The sequence below is a fragment of the Bacillus sp. Medicinal_06 genome (genome assembly GCF_056711665.1).
Genome location: NZ_JBWYHD010000002.1, coordinates 417569 through 434478 on the forward strand (window position 1 = coordinate 417569; position 16910 = coordinate 434478).

Genomic DNA, 16910 nt, shown 5'->3' on the forward strand with positions numbered 1-16910 from the left:
GTTTAAAGCTTGTTGCTAGAAGGTTGAAAAACTTGAAACAATAGGCTTTCGCGCTTTTGTTGTTTCTAAAAAAGAAATAATGAAAGCTCAATCTGTAGAGGTATGTGCATACATTATTATAGTTGGAGGGAAAGAATAAATGGCTGCAAAATGGGAAAAATTAGAAGGTAACGTTGGCGTTTTAACAATCGAAGTTGATGCTAAAGAAGTAAACAACTCTATCGACGCTGCGTTCAAAAAAGTAGTAAAAACAATTAACGTACCTGGTTTCCGTAAAGGGAAAATGCCTCGTCCGTTATTCGAACAACGCTTTGGTGTTGAATCTTTATACCAAGATGCTTTAGATATTATCTTACCAAAAGCATACGGTGAAGCAATCGATGAAACTGGTATCTTCCCAGTTGCTCATCCTGAAATCGACATCGAGAAATTCGAGAAAAATGAAAACTTAATCTTCACTGCAAAAGTTACGGTAAAACCTGAAGTTAAATTAGGTGAATACAAAGGATTAGCAGTAGAAAAAGTTGAAACAACTGTAACTGACGAAGATGTAGAGAATGAATTAAAATCTTTACAAGAGCGTCAAGCTGAACTAGTTGTTAAAGAAGACGGTACTGCTGAAAACGGCGATACAGCTGTAATCGACTTTGAAGGTTTCGTTGATGGCGAAGCATTCGAAGGCGGAAAAGGAGAGAACTACTCTCTAGCAATCGGTTCTGGTACATTCATCCCAGGTTTTGAAGAGCAATTAATTGGTCTAAAAGCTGGCGAATCAAAAGACGTTGAAGTATCATTCCCAGAAGAGTACCATGCAGAAGAACTTGCTGGTAAACCAGCAACATTTAAAGTAACAGTTCATGAAATTAAAGCAAAAGAACTTCCTGAGTTAAACGATGAGTTCGCTAAAGATGCAGACGAAGAAGTTGCAACTCTTGATGAGTTAAAAGCAAAACTTCGTACAAACTTAGAAGAAGGCAAAAAGCACGAAGCTGAGCACAAAGTTCGTGACGAAGTAGTAGAAAAAGCTGCTGCTAACGCTGAAATCGAAATTCCAGAAGCTATGATCGAAACTGAGTTAGATCGTATGGTTCGTGAGTTCGAACAACGCTTAAGCCAACAAGGTATGAACCTTGAGCTTTACTACCAATTCACAGGTACTGACGCTGACAAGTTAAAAGAACAAATGAAAGAAGATGCACAAAAACGTGTAAGAATCAACCTTGTTCTTGAAGCGATCATTGAAGCTGAAAACATCGAAGTTACTGAAGAAGAAGTAACTGCAGAAGTTGAAAAAATGGCTGCAATGTACAACATGCCAGTTGACGCTATCACACAAGCTCTTGGAAGCTTAGATGCTTTATCTGAAGACCTTAAAGTTCGTAAAGCTGTAGACTTCTTAGTAGACAACAGCAAAGCTGCATAATAAAATAACAAGGCGCGATTTTAATCGTGCCTTGTTTTATAAATATAGATATAAATATATTTATAAAACTTTTCGATGAAGAAGGAAATGAGCCTTCTAAAGTCGAATATACATATTTCAAAAGTTTTAAAAAATTTTTATTTGTACATAACTAGTCATATTATTTGTATTTCTCGCCACGTAGTGACATAATATGTATTTACATACGATACATTTATCGTGTACATACGAAGGCAAGAGATTAGCACTTTGTAAGGGGTGTGAAAATATGTTTAAATTTAATGATGAAAAAGGGCAATTAAAATGTTCTTTCTGTGGTAAAACACAAACGCAAGTCCGAAAGCTTGTTGCTGGTCCAGGTGTTTACATTTGTGATGAGTGTATTGAGCTTTGTACAGAGATTGTGCAAGAGGAGCTTGCAAAAGACGAAGAAGTAGAATTCAAAGATGTACCGAAACCGGTAGAAATTCGTGAAATCTTAGATGAGTATGTCATCGGACAAGATAATGCGAAAAAAGCACTAGCGGTTGCGGTATATAATCATTACAAACGCATCAATTCTAACAGCAAAATCGATGATGTAGAATTGGCGAAAAGTAATATCGCGCTTATTGGGCCGACAGGTAGTGGTAAAACACTATTGGCACAAACATTAGCACGTATTTTAAATGTTCCATTTGCAATCGCAGACGCAACATCTTTAACAGAAGCTGGATATGTAGGTGAAGATGTAGAAAACATTTTACTAAAACTTATCCAAGCAGCTGATTATGATGTAGAGAAAGCGGAAAAAGGAATCATTTATATTGATGAGATTGATAAAGTGGCGCGTAAGTCAGAAAATCCATCAATTACACGTGATGTATCTGGTGAAGGTGTACAGCAGGCCCTTCTGAAAATTTTAGAAGGTACTGTGGCAAGCGTTCCACCTCAAGGTGGTCGTAAACATCCGCATCAAGAGTTTATTCAAATTGATACAACGAACATCCTATTCATTTGTGGTGGTGCGTTTGATGGCATTGAGCCAATTATTAAACGCCGCCTTGGTGAAAAAGTAATTGGATTTGGTTCAGAGAAGAAAAATGCTGATGTAAATGAAAAGCATGTTTTATCTCACGTGTTACCAGAAGACCTTTTACGATTCGGTTTAATTCCAGAGTTTATTGGTCGTCTTCCAGTTATTGCGAACCTAGAGCCACTTGATGAAGGTGCTCTTGTTGATATTTTAACAAAACCGAAAAATGCACTTGTGAAACAGTTCCAAAAATTATTGGAGCTTGACGATGTCGAGCTTGAATTTGAAGAAGGAGCACTGATTGAAATTGCTAAAAAAGCAATTGAACGTAAAACAGGTGCTCGTGGACTTCGCTCTATTATTGAAGGCTTAATGCTAGATGTAATGTTCGAACTTCCATCTCGTAAAGATATCGAGAAGTGTATTCTTTCAAAAGAAACAGTAGCGGACAATGCACCACCAAAGTTGGTGCTGCAAGACGGTACTGTGCTTGATACAAAAACATCTGCATAGTATAAGTGAGAAACAGCAATTTTTATAATTGCTGTTTCTTATTATGTTTAGCACGATTCCTCCCAGGAAATACTGAATGGTAAAACATAGCGGGAGGAAATGAATTATGAGCTGGACAAATATATTCTTACTTGTTCAACTTGTTTTTGGCGTAATTGTCGGATTGTATTTCTGGCATTTGCTTCGAAACCAGCGAACACAAAAAGTTTCAATTGATCGAGAATCAAAAAAAGAATTAGAACAACTTCGCAAAATGCGTGAAATCTCTTTAACAGAACCGCTTGCTGAAAAGGTACGCCCTACATCTTTTTTAGATATTGTTGGGCAAGAGGACGGAATTAAATCATTACAGGCGGCGCTTTGTGGACCGAATCCGCAGCATGTCATTATATATGGCCCTCCTGGAGTAGGAAAAACGGCAGCGGCGCGTCTTGTGTTAGAAGAAGCGAAGAAAAATCAAAAATCACCATTTCGTATGAACGCAACATTTATTGAACTGGATGCAACAACGGCTCGCTTTGATGAGCGTGGAATTGCTGATCCGTTAATTGGCTCGGTGCATGATCCGATTTATCAAGGTGCAGGTGCAATGGGACAGGCGGGGATTCCGCAGCCGAAAAAAGGTGCTGTAACAGATGCGCATGGAGGTATTTTATTTATTGATGAAATTGGTGAATTGCATCCAATCCAGATGAATAAAATGCTAAAAGTATTAGAAGATCGTAAAGTATTTCTAGAAAGTGCATACTATAGCGAAGAAAATTCAATGATTCCAACATACATACATGATATTTTTCAAAAAGGCTTACCAGCAGATTTTCGCTTAGTTGGAGCGACAACTCGTTCTCCAGATGAAATTCCTCCGGCTATTCGCTCTCGTTGTCTAGAAGTTTTCTTCCGTGAACTCGATACGGAAGAAATTCAAAAAGTAGCGAAGAATGCAGCAGAAAAAGTAAAGATGGAAATCGGGGAACAAGGTATTGAATTAATTGGAATGTATGCAAGGAATGGAAGAGAAGCCATTAATCTTGTGCAAATTTCTGCTGGAATGGCAATTAATGAGGAACGCTCATTTATTAAAGATGAGGATATTGAATGGGTCGTTCATTCTAGTCAGCTTACTCCAAAATATGAAAAGCGTATTTATCCAATTCCGAAGGTTGGTCTTGTGAATGGACTTGCAGTATATGGACCGAATACAGGAGCACTATTAGAAATTGAAGTAACAGCAATACCAGCTACGGAAAAAGGTACGATAAATGTTACAGGGATTGTGGAAGAAGAGAGCATTGGTAGTCAAACGAAATCAATCCGACGCAAAAGTATGGCAAAAGGCTCAGTTGATAATGTGTTGACAGTGCTGCGTTCTCTTGATTTGTTGCCAGAAGGATATGATATACATATTAATTTCCCAGGCGGCGTTCCAATTGATGGGCCTTCAGCAGGAATCGCAATGGCAACAGGGGTATACTCTGCTCTCCATCAAGTTTATGTGAATAATGAAATCGCGATGACAGGAGAAATAAGTATTCATGGTGAAGTAAAGCCAGTAGGTGGCGTATATGCAAAAGTGAAAGCAGCAAAAAAGGCGGGAGCAAAAAAGGTAATTATCCCTGCTGAAAATATGCAACCATTTTTATATACGATAAAGGGTATTGAAATTATACCTGTTCGAAAATTGAAGGAAGTTTTTGAGTTAACATTCGTACAGGAAAACTTGCATCGTGAAATCAATGTGCGTCATCAGGTTGATGAAGGTGACGTACAATCCATGTAATATGAAACCGAATAAGGTTGTAATAGACGATTTCATCTAAGGTGAGCAGCAACTAGAATATAATAATATTTGCCAGACTTCGTTTAAGTTTGTATGCTTAAGCGGGGTCCCTTTTTCTTTTTTGGAGAAAGAAAAAGTAGGGGATTTGCAATTGCAAGGAATCTCTGCAATTGCATCAAGATGTATTGTAATATAAAATAGTTGAACAGGAGTTTAATTTATTATGGAGGTGCTATGTCTAGTATGAATACGAACGAAAGAATTGTGCCCCTCCTACCATTAAGAGGCGTTCTCGTATATCCAACGATGGTTCTGCATCTTGATGTAGGACGTGATAAATCAATACAAGCACTAGAGCAGGCAGCAATGGATGAAAATATCATCTTTTTAGCAATGCAAAAAGAAATGAATATCGATGATCCAAAAGAAGATGACATATATAGTGTGGGTACAGTAGCGAAAGTAAAGCAGATGTTAAAACTGCCGAACGGCACGCTTCGTGTCCTTGTAGAAGGTTTACATAGAGCAGAAATAGTTGAGTTTATTGAAGAAGAAGATGTAGTAAAAGTTTCGATTCAAACGGTAACAGAAGAAGAAGAGGGCACTCTAGAGGAAAAAGCCCTTATGCGCACGTTGCTAGAACATTTCGAGCAATACATTAAAGTTTCGAAAAAAGTATCGAATGAAACATTTGCAACAGTAGTGGATGTAGAAGAACCGGGTCGCTTAGCTGATTTAATCTCTTCTCATTTACCGATTAAAACAAAACAAAAGCAAGAGATTTTAGAAATCTTATCTGTAAAAGAAAGATTACATACACTCATTTCTATCATTCAAGACGAACAAGAGCTACTGAGCTTAGAAAAGAAAATTGGTCAAAAAGTGAAACGTTCGATGGAACGGACGCAAAAAGAATATTTCTTGCGCGAACAAATGAAGGCGATTCAAACAGAACTTGGTGATAAAGAAGGTAAAGGCGGCGAAGTTGAAGGGCTTCGTGAAAAAATCGAAGAGGCAGGAATGCCAGAAGAAACGAAGAAGGCTGCTTTAAAAGAATTAGATCGTTATGAAAAGTTACCAGTAAGCTCTGCGGAGAGCGGTGTAATTCGTAATTATCTTGATTGGTTATTAGCGCTTCCGTGGACAGAAGCAACAGAAGATATGATCGATTTAGCGCATTCTGAAACAATCTTAAATAGAGATCATTACGGTCTTGAGAAAGTGAAAGAACGTGTGCTAGAATATTTAGCTGTTCAAAAGCTAACAAATTCTTTAAAAGGACCGATCCTTTGTTTAGTTGGCCCGCCAGGTGTGGGGAAAACATCTTTAGCGCGTTCGATTGCAACATCGTTAAATCGTAATTTTGTTCGTGTTTCCCTTGGTGGTGTTCGTGACGAATCTGAAATTCGTGGTCACCGTCGTACATATGTTGGAGCAATGCCAGGTCGTATTATTCAAGGAATGAAAAAGGCCAAGACAATAAATCCAGTCTTTTTATTAGATGAGATTGATAAGATGTCTAATGATTTCCGTGGTGATCCATCGGCGGCGTTACTTGAAGTATTAGATCCAGAACAAAACCATAACTTTAGCGATCATTATATCGAGGAGCCGTATGATTTATCAAAGGTAATGTTTGTTGCAACTGCAAATACACTTGTCAGCATCCCAGGTCCACTTCTTGATCGTATGGAAATTATTTCAATTGCTGGTTACACAGAGATTGAAAAGGTACATATTGCTCGTGAACATTTATTACCGAAGCAATTAACAGAACATGGCTTGCGAAAAGGAAATCTACAAGTGCGCGATGATGCGTTGCTTGAGATTATTCGCTACTATACGCGTGAGGCTGGTGTTCGTACACTAGAACGTCAAATTGCAAAGATTTGTCGTAAAGCAGCAAAAATCATCGTTACAGAAGAGCGTAAACGTATTATTGTAACGGAAAAAAATATTACAGATTTACTTGGTAAACATATATTCCGTTATGGACAAGCTGAAACGACAGACCAAGTTGGGATGGCAACTGGTTTAGCGTATACGGCTGCTGGTGGTGATACGCTTGCAATTGAAGTGTCTGTAGCACCAGGAAAAGGAAAATTAATTTTAACAGGGAAACTTGGGGATGTTATGAAAGAATCTGCACAAGCTGCATTTAGCTATATTCGTTCTCGTGCAGAAGAGCTTCATATTGATCCAGATTTCCACGAAAAGAATGATATCCATATTCACGTTCCAGAAGGGGCGGTTCCAAAGGATGGCCCATCAGCTGGTATTACGATGGCGACGGCGCTTATTTCCGCACTGACAGGTGTACCTGTAAGCAAAGAAGTAGGGATGACAGGTGAAATTACACTTCGTGGTCGTGTATTACCAATCGGTGGTTTAAAAGAAAAAACATTAAGTGCTCACCGCGCGGGCTTAACAAAAATTATTTTGCCAGCCGAAAATGAAAAAGATTTAGATGATATTCCAGAAAGCGTAAAAGAAAATCTTACGTTTGTGCTTGTGTCTCATTTAGATGAAGTATTGGAGCATGCATTAGTAGGAGTGAAACAATGAAAGTAACAAAAGCAGATATTGTTATTAGTGCTGTTAAACCAGAACAATATCCAGATGGTGACTTACCAGAAATTGCATTAGCAGGTCGTTCTAATGTTGGGAAGTCTTCCTTTATTAATAAAATTTTAAACCGTAAAAAGTTAGTACGTATTTCTTCTAAACCAGGAAAAACGCAAACGTTGAATTTTTTCTTAATTAATGAAATGATGCACTTTGTCGATGTTCCTGGTTATGGTTATGCGAAAGTATCAAAATCAGAGCGAGCGGCATGGGGCAAAATGATTGAAACTTACTTTACAACGCGTGAGCAATTAGACGCGGCTGTATTAGTAGTTGATTTACGTCATCCACCAACAAACGATGACGTGATGATGTACGATTTCTTAAAGCATTATGAAATTCCAACGATTATCATTGCAACGAAAGCTGATAAAATTCCGAAAGGGAAATGGCAAAAGCATTTGAAGGTTGTAAAAGAAACGCTTGATGTCGAGGTTGGCGATGAGGTTGTTCTATTTTCATCAGAAACAGGGCTTGGAAAAGAAGAAGCTTGGAAAGCCATTCATAAGTTTACGAAAACAAAAAACGTGTGACAATTCGTCGCACGTTTTTTGTTTCTTATTATAGTACAAATGCAAAGAGGGGATAAAGAAATAAGACAACTATCTTTACCGGACCTTATGAACACCTCTTTACAGTACATTTAATGTAACTTCAATATTCCCTCTAGTCGCTTTTGAATACGGACATACGCCATGTGCAGCTTCTACAAGTTCTTGTGCTTCAGCATGAGATACGCCAACTACACGTACATCAAGTACAACAGATAATCCAAAACCACCATCTGTATCTTTTCCAATGGAAACGTGGGCTGTTACTTCTGTACTTTCTACTTTTACACGTTTTGTACGAATAACTAGCTGCAGAGCACTATCAAAGCAAGCTGAATAGCCAGCTGCAAATAATTGTTCTGGATTCGTTGCTTCACCGCCCATACCGCCTAATGCTTTTGGCATCTTCACATCAAGGTTTAGAATGCCGTCTTCAGAAACAACTTTCCCATTTCTTCCACCTGTTGCAGTTACAGTTGCTGTATATAATTTTTCCATGTTTATTCCCCTTTTCTATCATTGATTGTTTTCATGGTTTCAATTAATTGATTTAATTGAATTAATAATGATCGATATTCTTGTTCTGTAATTCCTAAATTGGTAGCCATAGTTTCTGGCAATGAACAAGCTTTTTCTTTTAAAGCGTATCCTCTTTCTGTTAGTTCAATACACACTTTGCGTTCATCTTCCTTAGAGCGAACACGTGTAACTAATTCTAATGTTTCCATGCGTTTTAACATAGGTGTTAATGTACCAGAATCTAAAAATAGACGTTCGCCAATTTCTTTTACAGTTAATCCATCTTGTTCCCAAAGTACTAATAATGTAATGTACTGTGGATACGTAATACCCATTTCTTCTAAATAAGGCCGATAAAAGCGTGTTACCTCTTTAGAACAGGCATAAATAGAAAAACAAAGTTGATTATCGAGATGTAAAGAATTCTCTTTCATAAACATCCCCCCTTTTTAAAATTGTGCGCAATTTAATTTTGTAAAATAAATATAACGAAAAAGAAATGAGATGTCAAATACATTGCAACGAAAAAATGTTGAGTAATGTGTCACATGAAAGAAATTGTTACATTTTGGAACAATCATACATATTTTTCTGTATGATGAAAGAAGATAAAAAAGATAGCCTTCCAATCCTTATGGAATAGTTTCCATCACTTGATTCTGACAGTTTTTTTTGGTAACGTACAAATAGAGTTATTATTTTATAATGATTATAAAGTAAGGGATTTATGCAGATGGGTAACGTATTTCCTGCTAGGTGTGAAAATCAGCAAGAAATAATTTGTCGATGTTCACACGATTGTCAGATTCATAACAGGAAAGTTGTATTATGATAGTAGATAGGTGATAAAACGGTTGAAGGGGGACATGCTGCGTGCATATTCTTGTTGTTGGTGTAAATTATCGAACAGCCCCTGTAGAATTTCGTGAGAAACTCACATTTCAGGCAGCAGAGTTAGAGCAGGCAATGACAACGTTACAAAATCAAAAGAGCGTGTTAGAAAATGTCATTGTATCAACGTGCAACCGCACAGAAATCTATGCTGTCGTCGATCAATTACACACGGGACGATATTACATTAAGAAGTTTTTAGCTGATTGGTTTCAGCTTGAGATAGAAGAAGTGTCGCCATACTTGTCTATTTTTGAACAAGATGGTGCGATTGAACATTTATTCCGTGTAACGTGCGGATTAGATTCTATGGTAGTTGGTGAAACGCAAATTTTAGGTCAAATTCGAAATAGCTTCTTAGAGGCGCAAGAAGTGAAAGCAACTGGTACAATTTTTAATGAATTGTTTAAACAAGTCATTACGTTAGCGAAGCGTGCTCATTCAGAAACAACAATTGGTGAAAGTGCAATGTCGGTTAGTTATGCAGCTGTTGAGCTTGGAAAGAAAATTTTCGGTGATTTAACAGATTGTCACGTTTTAATTCTTGGCGCTGGAAAAATGGGCGAACTTGCATTGCAAAACTTGTACGGAAGCGGAGCGCGTAAAGTAACCGTTATGAACCGTACGTTTACGAAAGCGGAAACAATGGCTGAGAAATATATGGGACATGCGAAACCGTTAAGTGAATTGCAATGTGCGCTTTTAGAAGCGGATATTTTAATTAGTTCAACTGGCGCTTCAGATTATGTGATTACGAAAGAAATGATGACAAGAGTGGAACGGATGCGCTGTGGTCGCCCGTTATTTATGGTAGATATTGCAGTACCGCGTGATATTGATCCAGCAATTGATGAGCTAGAGGGTTCTTTCTTGTACGATATTGATGATCTGCAAGGCGTAGTAGAAGCAAATCGTGCGGAGCGTTTGAAAGAAGCAGAAAAAATTGAACTTATGATTGAAGAGGAAATCGTTATATTTAAAGCGTGGTTAAATACGCTGGGTGTTGTTCCATTAATATCAGCTCTTCGTGATAAAGCATTGGCAATTCAAAGTGAGACGATGCAAAGTCTTGAACGAAAAATTCCAACGCTTAGTGATCGTGAGAGAAAAGTGATTAGTAAGCATACGAAAAGCATTATCAATCAATTGCTAAAGGATCCAATTTTAGTAGCGAAAGAGTTGGCAGCTGAAGGGGAAGCTGCGGAAAAGCTCGCTTTATTCGCGAAGATTTTTGATTTAGAAGTGCAAGAAGAGGCTGTGAAACAAACGGAAGAACGAGAACATAAACGAGCGTGGACATCATCCGTTCCATCTTTATAACTGGAAGGATGATCGGATGGGCTTTTTAAATAATAGTATTATTTATCATATCGCAATTATTTTATATGCTTGTAGCATTAGTTTATATTTTATAGATTATTTTCAAAGTAACCGAAAGGCGAATCGAATTGCTTTTTGGTTACTTGCAATTGTATGGATATTGCAGTCTATTTTTATGTTACTTCGGGCTACGGAATCAGAGACGCATCCGATTTTAACGTTATTGTCGGGAATTTATTTCTATGTGTGGTTATTAATTACAATGTCGCTCGTAATCAATCGATTTATGCGCATTGACTTTTTAGTCTTTTTTACAAATGTCATTGCGTTTGGCGTAAGCGCTTTTTCTATTTTTACTCCGCTTGGAAAAATGTCGCCGGTACTTGCGCATCAATTAGTTTCAGAACTTGTATACGTACATGTAGGAATGGCGATTATTTCCTATGCGGCGTTTACAGTATCGTTTATCTTTTCGATTATGTATTTATTGCAATATCGATTATTAAAACAAAAGAAATGGAATGCAAGATTAAGAAGGTTAGGAAATTTACCGAAACTTGAGTCAATGTCTTATGGACTAAATCTATTTTCTGTTCCTTTTTTCTTGTTAGCTATTTTACTGGGATGTATATGGGGATATACAAAGTTAGATAATTTCCATTGGTATGACACGAAAGTAATCGGGTCTTTTGTTGTTTTATTTGTATATTGCATGGGGTTATATTTACGAGGATCAGATATATTGCAAGGTAAGAAGATTATAAATTGGAATATTGCTGCCTTTCTCGTTATGCTAATTAATATTTTCCTATTAAGCAGTTTATCCAACTTCCACTTTTGGTATTTATAATGAGGAGAGAAAATTATGCGCAAAATTATTGTCGGTTCGAGAAAGAGTAAGCTAGCGTTAACGCAAACAAATTGGTTTATTGATCAGTTAAAAGCGCTTGGTTTACCATATGAATTTGAAGTGAAAGAAATTGTTACAAAAGGCGATGTTATTTTAGATGTAACACTTTCAAAAGTAGGCGGTAAAGGTTTATTTGTAAAAGAAATTGAGCATGCATTGCTTACGAAAGAAATCGATATGGCTGTACATAGCATGAAGGATATGCCAGCTGTGCTTCCAGATGGATTAACAATTGGATGTATACCAAAGCGTGTTGATCCACGTGACGCGTTCATTTCAAAAAACGGGGCATCATTTGAGGATTTAGCGGAAGGTGCAATTCTTGGTACGAGTAGTTTAAGACGTAGTGCACAGCTATTAGCTGCTAGACCAGACTTACAAGTGAAATGGATTCGTGGGAATATTGATACGAGATTACGTAAATTAAAAGAAGAAAACTATGATGCAATCATTTTAGCGACAGCTGGATTACAAAGAATGGGCTGGGATGATGATGTGATTACTGAGCATTTAGATGAAACATTATGTGTACCAGCTGTAGGACAAGGAGCTTTAGCAATTGAGTGCCGTGAGAATGATGAAGATTTATTGCAATTATTATCACATATCAATGATGCTGTAACAGAACGAACAGTGGCGGCTGAACGAGTGTTCCTTCACAAACTTGAAGGTGGCTGCCAAGTACCGATTGCTGGCTATGCAACACTTGCGGAGAATAATGAAATTGAATTAACAGCTCTTGTCGGCTCGATGGACGGTTCTGTTTTGTTAAAAGAAACAGTTACAGGTATGGATTCAGAGCGAGTTGGCCTAGAAGCAGCTGAGCGGTTAATTCAGCAAGGAGCAAAAGAGCTCATCCTCGCTGCAACTAAGGAGCAACAGTAATCATGGAAGCTCTTGCTGGTAAAACAGTACTGATTACGCGTGCAAAGCATCAAGTAAGACAAATGAGTGCAGCAGTGAAAAAAGAGAGCGGAATTCCAGTGGAAATTCCGCTTTTGCGTATGGAAGGTGTATCTCAGCAAGTGTTTCAAAGTGTATCGCAGCAGATACACTTATATGACTGGATTATTTTTACGAGTAAAAACGGGGTAAAGTTCTTTTTAGATGGTTTAGGAGAGAAAATTCCCTCTACTGTTCACATCGCTGCAGTAGGTGTGAAAACAGGTCAAGAATTAGAAAAGCGGGGTTATGAGGTTCGTTTTGTTCCAACATCGTTTGTTGCTGAAACCTTTGCAGAAGAATTTGTAAGAGAATTAAGCGGGAAGGAACGCATTTTATTTCCAAAAGGGAATTTAGCTAGAGATGTGATTCCGATTAAACTCCAAGAATTAGGAGTACTCTTAGAGGAACTTATTGTATATGAAACAAAAACAAATGATAAGAAACAACAAGATCTTATCGCAGCTTTAGAATCTGGTAAGATAGACGTGGTTACATTTACGAGTCCATCTACTGTTATAAGCTTTGTGAAATTACTCGAGGGTACAAACTGGAGAGAATGGACAAAAAAATGTACAATTGCTTGTATAGGACCGATAACAGAGCAGGAGGCAAGGCGTTATTTTGCCGATGTAATCGTTCCAAAAGAATATACAATAGAAGCGTTAATACAGTGCATTTCAAAATATAATCAAAATGCATAATCTAAATAAAAGAATGGGAGATAGAAATCTATGAGTTCTTTACAATTCAATCGTCACCGTCGTTTAAGACAAAGTGGAAATATGCGTGCGCTTGTGCGTGAAACATTTTTACATACAGAAGATTTTATTTATCCTATTTTTGTATTAGAAGGAGAAAATGTTCGTAACGAAGTTCCTTCTATGCCAGATGTATATCAAATCTCTTTAGATCTTCTGCAAGCTGAAATGCAAGAAGTTGTAGATCTAGGTATTCGTTCTGTTATCGTATTTGGCTTACCTGCTGAAAAAGATGAAGTTGGATCTTCTGCATTTTGTGAGCATGGCATTGTACAACGTGCAATTAAACAAATTAAAGAACAGTTTCCAGAGTTAGTAGTAGTTGCGGATACATGTTTATGTCAATATACAAGCCATGGACATTGTGGCGTTATTGAGAATGGAATCATTTTAAATGATGAATCATTAGAAGTTCTTGCGAAAACAGCGGTAAGCCAAGCGAAAGCGGGGGCAGATATTATCGCACCATCTAACATGATGGACGGATTTGTAACTGCGATTCGTCATGCTTTAGATGAGAATGGCTTTGCACATGTACCGGTTATGTCATATGCGGTGAAATATTCATCTGCATTTTACGGTCCATTCCGCGATGCAGCACACGGTGCACCACAATTTGGGGATCGTAAAACGTACCAAATGGATCCAGCAAACCGTATGGAAGCATTCCGTGAAGCTGAATCAGATGTAATGGAAGGAGCAGATTTCTTAATCGTAAAACCAGCTCTTTCTTACTTAGATATTATTCGCGATGTGAAAAATAATTTTAATTTACCGATTGTTGCGTATAACGTGAGCGGAGAATATTCCATGATTAAAGCAGCGGCGCAAAATGGTTGGATTAATGAAAAAGACATTGTACTTGAGAAATTATTAAGTATGAAACGTGCAGGAGCAGATTTAATTATTACGTATCATGCGAAAGATGCAGCACGATGGTTACAAGAAGGAGGCGCACAATAATGAAAAAGTTCGATAAATCGATTGAAGCATTTACAAAAGCGCAAGATTTAATGCCTGGTGGTGTAAATAGTCCAGTTCGTGCATTTAAATCCGTTGGCATGAATCCGCTCTTTATGGAACGCGGAAAAGGCTCTAAAGTGTACGATATTGATGGGAATGAATACATCGACTACGTATTATCATGGGGACCTCTTATTCACGGACATGCAAATGACCGTGTTGTAGAATCATTAAAAGCTGTTGCTGAAAAAGGAACGAGCTTTGGTGCGCCAACAGAAATTGAAAATAAATTAGCACAGCTTGTGATTGAGCGTGTGCCATCGATTGAAATTGTACGTATGGTAAACTCTGGAACAGAAGCGACAATGAGTGCACTTCGCTTAGCACGTGGTTACACAGGTCGTAATAAAATTTTGAAATTTATCGGTTGTTACCATGGTCATGGCGATTCTCTATTAATTAAAGCTGGTTCTGGTGTTGCAACGCTTGGTTTACCAGATAGTCCTGGAGTACCTGAAGGTGTAGCGAAAAACACAATTACAGTAGCATATAACGATTTAGAAAGTGTAAAATATGCTTTCGAACAATTCGGTGACGATATTGCTTGTGTAATTGTAGAGCCAGTAGCAGGAAATATGGGTGTTGTACCACCTCAGCCAGGATTTTTAGAAGGACTTCGTGAAGTAACAGAGCAAAATGGTGCTCTGCTTATCTTCGACGAAGTAATGACAGGATTCCGTGTTGCTTACAACTGTGGACAAGGCTATTACGGTGTGACGCCTGATTTAACTTGTTTAGGAAAAGTAATTGGTGGTGGATTGCCAGTAGGAGCATATGGTGGTAAAGCAGAAATTATGCGCCAAGTTGCACCGAGCGGACCAATTTATCAAGCGGGTACATTATCCGGTAACCCTCTTGCAATGACAGCAGGTTATGAAACATTAGTACAATTAACACCAGAATGTTATCAAGAGTTTGAACGTAAAGCGGAAATGTTAGAAAATGGCCTACGTAAAGCAGCTGAAAAACATGGCATTCCGCATTATATAAACCGTGCAGGTTCTATGATTGGTATTTTCTTCACGAATGAACCAGTTATTAACTACGATGCAGCGAAAACATCAAATTTAGAATTCTTTGCAGCTTACTATCGTGAAATGGTAGAACAAGGTGTATTCTTACCACCTTCTCAATTTGAAGGATTATTCTTATCAACAGCGCATAGTGATGCAGATATTGAAGCAACGATTGCAGCGGCAGAAATTGCAATGTCAAAATTAAAAGCGTAAAGAAAAAAAGGTTGTCAGGAGATTTCTGACAACCTTTTTTTGTTATGTCACATATTGTTGAAGCTCCGATAAGTGGTGCCTGCTGGTTGATATATGAAAAAATCGATAGGAGGTTCACATGTGCAGTTCGATTTTTTACTCATAAAATGACTCCCAGACACATAAATCTGTAATGACATACAGTTTGGGAGGGGGAAAAGAAGTGGCAACAGATCATTCATTACGTTTTTCATTAAAAGAATCGGTTTGGTTCCAAAAAGGACAGGAAGTCGAAGAACTTTTGTCAATTTCGTTAGATCCAGACGTTGAGATAGAAGAGCTTGAATATGAAGTAATTGTGAGAGGGCAGTTAGATTTGACAGGGGAATACGTCGCAAGGCAAGAGGATTCTACGTTTTCATTACGAGATTCATCTCCAGCGAAATCCATTGATTATGTAGAAACGAGAGAAGATGGTGTGAACGAACTTGTACACTCTTTTCCATTAGAAATTTCGATTCCGCGAAATCGAGTGAAACAAGTTGAAGAATTGTATGTTTCCATTGAGGAATTTGATTATGAATTAAAGGAAAACGGTTGTCTGCAATTATTAGCAGATATATCGATATCTGGATTATGCGAGGACGAGAGAATACAGAATGAAATGCAAGAGGAAGAGATAGGGCATCTAGAAGTTGCTAGAATTGAGGAAGCAAAAGTGGTGGATGAGGATAAAGCACCAGTGGAAGTGGAAGTGGAAGTGGAAGAAGTAACAGTCCATACAGAATCAGATGGATGGGAGGATTATGCATTTGAACCTTTCCAATTAGAGGAGCGTAAAGAACAAGAGTTAGAAGAAGAGGTAGAAGAGGTAGAAGATCTAGAAGAACCGGAAGAGGAAGAACGAGAAGAATTAGCAAAAGAAACTACACCACAGTTTGAATTGTTTGGCCGGAAAGATTTTAAGAAAGAGAAGGAAAAGAAATTAGAGGAAGAAGCCGAAGCGGCCTACTCGCAACGGGATGAAAATGCATTATACTTAACAAAATTGTTTACGAAAGAGCCGGAAGAAGAATTTACGAAATTACGTATGTATTTCGTGCAAGAAGGAGATACAATTGAATCGGTTGCGGAGCGATATGAAACGTCTGTCCAGCATCTACACCGCGTGAATCAAACCGATGAAGTATATTTAACTGCAGGACAGATTATATATATACCTGTGCCAAGAGTGAAGACAAAGTGAGTGAAGGAGCTTCTTCTTCACCTCTTTTCTTTTTATTATGCGATCGTGGGCAGTAAGACCACAACCTCAGGATTTAGAGAGGGGCGAGGAAGTTAGGTAGGAGATAAACCGCCCGTAAAAGCCCGGTTGGTGCAGGCTTATAATCAGTGAGGATGAAGAGATGCATACTGATTAAAGTTTCACTTT

The 16910-nt window shown here is 38.0% G+C and carries 14 protein-coding genes; 12 read left to right on the plus strand and 2 right to left on the minus strand.

From position 1 onward, the window contains the following. The first annotated feature begins 139 nt into the window (after nt 1–139). The 5 genes from tig (at nt 140) to ysxC (ending at nt 7886) form a co-directional block, all read left to right on the plus strand. Nucleotides 140–1423, plus strand: coding sequence for a trigger factor (gene tig, locus AC1M36_RS05770; protein WP_336450263.1), 1284 nt, complete (start codon nt 140–142; stop codon nt 1421–1423). 268 nt (nt 1424–1691) lie between these two features. Next, a complete protein-coding gene (gene clpX / locus AC1M36_RS05775; RefSeq protein WP_018764399.1) occupies nt 1692–2951 on the plus strand; it encodes an ATP-dependent protease ATP-binding subunit ClpX in 1260 nt (419 codons plus the stop codon). Between the two features lie 106 nt (nt 2952–3057). After that, nucleotides 3058–4728, plus strand: a complete 1671-nt coding sequence (gene lonB, locus AC1M36_RS05780; protein ID WP_336450262.1) for an ATP-dependent protease LonB — start codon at nt 3058–3060, stop codon at nt 4726–4728. Between the two features lie 234 nt (nt 4729–4962). Next, nucleotides 4963–7293 carry an endopeptidase La gene (lon, locus tag AC1M36_RS05785; protein WP_336450261.1) on the plus strand — a complete coding sequence of 777 codons (2331 nt, stop codon included), beginning with the start codon at nt 4963–4965 and terminating at the stop codon, nt 7291–7293. Continuing rightward, the gene (gene ysxC / locus AC1M36_RS05790) at nt 7290–7886 is read left to right on the plus strand and encodes a ribosome biogenesis GTP-binding protein YsxC (protein WP_336450260.1); all 597 of its coding nucleotides are present in this window, start codon (nt 7290–7292) and stop codon (nt 7884–7886) included. Before lon ends, ysxC begins: the two co-directional genes overlap by 4 nt. A 99-nt stretch (nt 7887–7985) precedes the next feature. On the opposite strand, the gene AC1M36_RS05795 is transcribed toward ysxC, so the two are convergent. Then, nucleotides 7986–8402 (minus strand): organic hydroperoxide resistance protein, encoded by a 417-nt coding sequence (locus AC1M36_RS05795; RefSeq protein ID WP_336450259.1) that lies wholly within the window; start codon nt 8400–8402, stop codon nt 7986–7988. Between the two features lie 2 nt (nt 8403–8404). Beyond that, nucleotides 8405–8857 (minus strand): MarR family winged helix-turn-helix transcriptional regulator, encoded by a 453-nt coding sequence (locus AC1M36_RS05800; RefSeq protein WP_336450258.1) that lies wholly within the window; start codon nt 8855–8857, stop codon nt 8405–8407. A 439-nt stretch (nt 8858–9296) separates the two neighbouring features. Between AC1M36_RS05800 and hemA the strand changes: the two genes are divergently transcribed. The 7 genes from hemA to spoVID all read left to right on the plus strand — a co-directional run bounded on the left by hemA (nt 9297) and on the right by spoVID (nt 16724). After that, nucleotides 9297–10634 (plus strand): glutamyl-tRNA reductase, encoded by a 1338-nt coding sequence (hemA, locus tag AC1M36_RS05805; protein ID WP_336450257.1) that lies wholly within the window; start codon nt 9297–9299, stop codon nt 10632–10634. A gap of 16 nt (nt 10635–10650) precedes the next feature. Next, entirely contained in the window at nt 10651–11484 is an 834-nt protein-coding gene (locus AC1M36_RS05810) for a cytochrome c biogenesis protein (RefSeq protein WP_336450256.1), read from the plus strand. Nucleotides 11485–11499: 15 nt separating this feature from the next. Beyond that, nucleotides 11500–12429, plus strand: coding sequence for a hydroxymethylbilane synthase (gene hemC, locus AC1M36_RS05815; RefSeq protein ID WP_479845646.1), 930 nt, complete (start codon nt 11500–11502; stop codon nt 12427–12429). Nucleotides 12430–12431: 2 nt separating this feature from the next. Continuing rightward, nucleotides 12432–13190, plus strand: a complete 759-nt coding sequence (gene hemD / locus AC1M36_RS05820) for a uroporphyrinogen-III synthase (protein WP_479845647.1) — start codon at nt 12432–12434, stop codon at nt 13188–13190. A gap of 30 nt (nt 13191–13220) precedes the next feature. Further along, nucleotides 13221–14210 (plus strand): porphobilinogen synthase, encoded by a 990-nt coding sequence (gene hemB / locus AC1M36_RS05825; protein ID WP_336450253.1) that lies wholly within the window; start codon nt 13221–13223, stop codon nt 14208–14210. Continuing rightward, nucleotides 14210–15499 carry a glutamate-1-semialdehyde 2,1-aminomutase gene (hemL, locus tag AC1M36_RS05830; protein ID WP_336450252.1) on the plus strand — a complete coding sequence of 430 codons (1290 nt, stop codon included), beginning with the start codon at nt 14210–14212 and terminating at the stop codon, nt 15497–15499. The genes hemB and hemL overlap by 1 nt, the downstream gene beginning before the upstream one ends. A gap of 172 nt (nt 15500–15671) precedes the next feature. After that, nucleotides 15672–16724 carry a stage VI sporulation protein D gene (gene spoVID / locus AC1M36_RS05835; protein ID WP_479845648.1) on the plus strand — a complete coding sequence of 351 codons (1053 nt, stop codon included), beginning with the start codon at nt 15672–15674 and terminating at the stop codon, nt 16722–16724. The last annotated feature ends 186 nt before the right edge of the window (nt 16725–16910 follow it).

What these genes read in the sequence shown, in the direction of transcription:
- tig (WP_336450263.1), top strand. Translation starts at nt 140, where the DNA reads ATGGCTGCAAAATGGGAAAAATTAGAAGGTAACGTTGGCGTTTTAACA.
- clpX (WP_018764399.1), top strand. Translation starts at nt 1,692, where the DNA reads ATGTTTAAATTTAATGATGAAAAAGGGCAATTAAAATGTTCTTTCTGT.
- lonB (WP_336450262.1), top strand. Translation starts at nt 3,058, where the DNA reads ATGAGCTGGACAAATATATTCTTACTTGTTCAACTTGTTTTTGGCGTA.
- lon (WP_336450261.1), top strand. Translation starts at nt 4,963, where the DNA reads ATGTCTAGTATGAATACGAACGAAAGAATTGTGCCCCTCCTACCATTA.
- ysxC (WP_336450260.1), top strand. Translation starts at nt 7,290, where the DNA reads ATGAAAGTAACAAAAGCAGATATTGTTATTAGTGCTGTTAAACCAGAA.
- AC1M36_RS05795 (WP_336450259.1), bottom strand. Translation starts at nt 8,402, where the DNA reads ATGGAAAAATTATATACAGCAACTGTAACTGCAACAGGTGGAAGAAAT.
- AC1M36_RS05800 (WP_336450258.1), bottom strand. Translation starts at nt 8,857, where the DNA reads ATGAAAGAGAATTCTTTACATCTCGATAATCAACTTTGTTTTTCTATT.
- AC1M36_RS05810 (WP_336450256.1), top strand. Translation starts at nt 10,651, where the DNA reads ATGGGCTTTTTAAATAATAGTATTATTTATCATATCGCAATTATTTTA.
- hemC (WP_479845646.1), top strand. Translation starts at nt 11,500, where the DNA reads ATGCGCAAAATTATTGTCGGTTCGAGAAAGAGTAAGCTAGCGTTAACG.
- hemD (WP_479845647.1), top strand. Translation starts at nt 12,432, where the DNA reads ATGGAAGCTCTTGCTGGTAAAACAGTACTGATTACGCGTGCAAAGCAT.
- hemB (WP_336450253.1), top strand. Translation starts at nt 13,221, where the DNA reads ATGAGTTCTTTACAATTCAATCGTCACCGTCGTTTAAGACAAAGTGGA.
- hemL (WP_336450252.1), top strand. Translation starts at nt 14,210, where the DNA reads ATGAAAAAGTTCGATAAATCGATTGAAGCATTTACAAAAGCGCAAGAT.
- spoVID (WP_479845648.1), top strand. Translation starts at nt 15,672, where the DNA reads ATGACATACAGTTTGGGAGGGGGAAAAGAAGTGGCAACAGATCATTCA.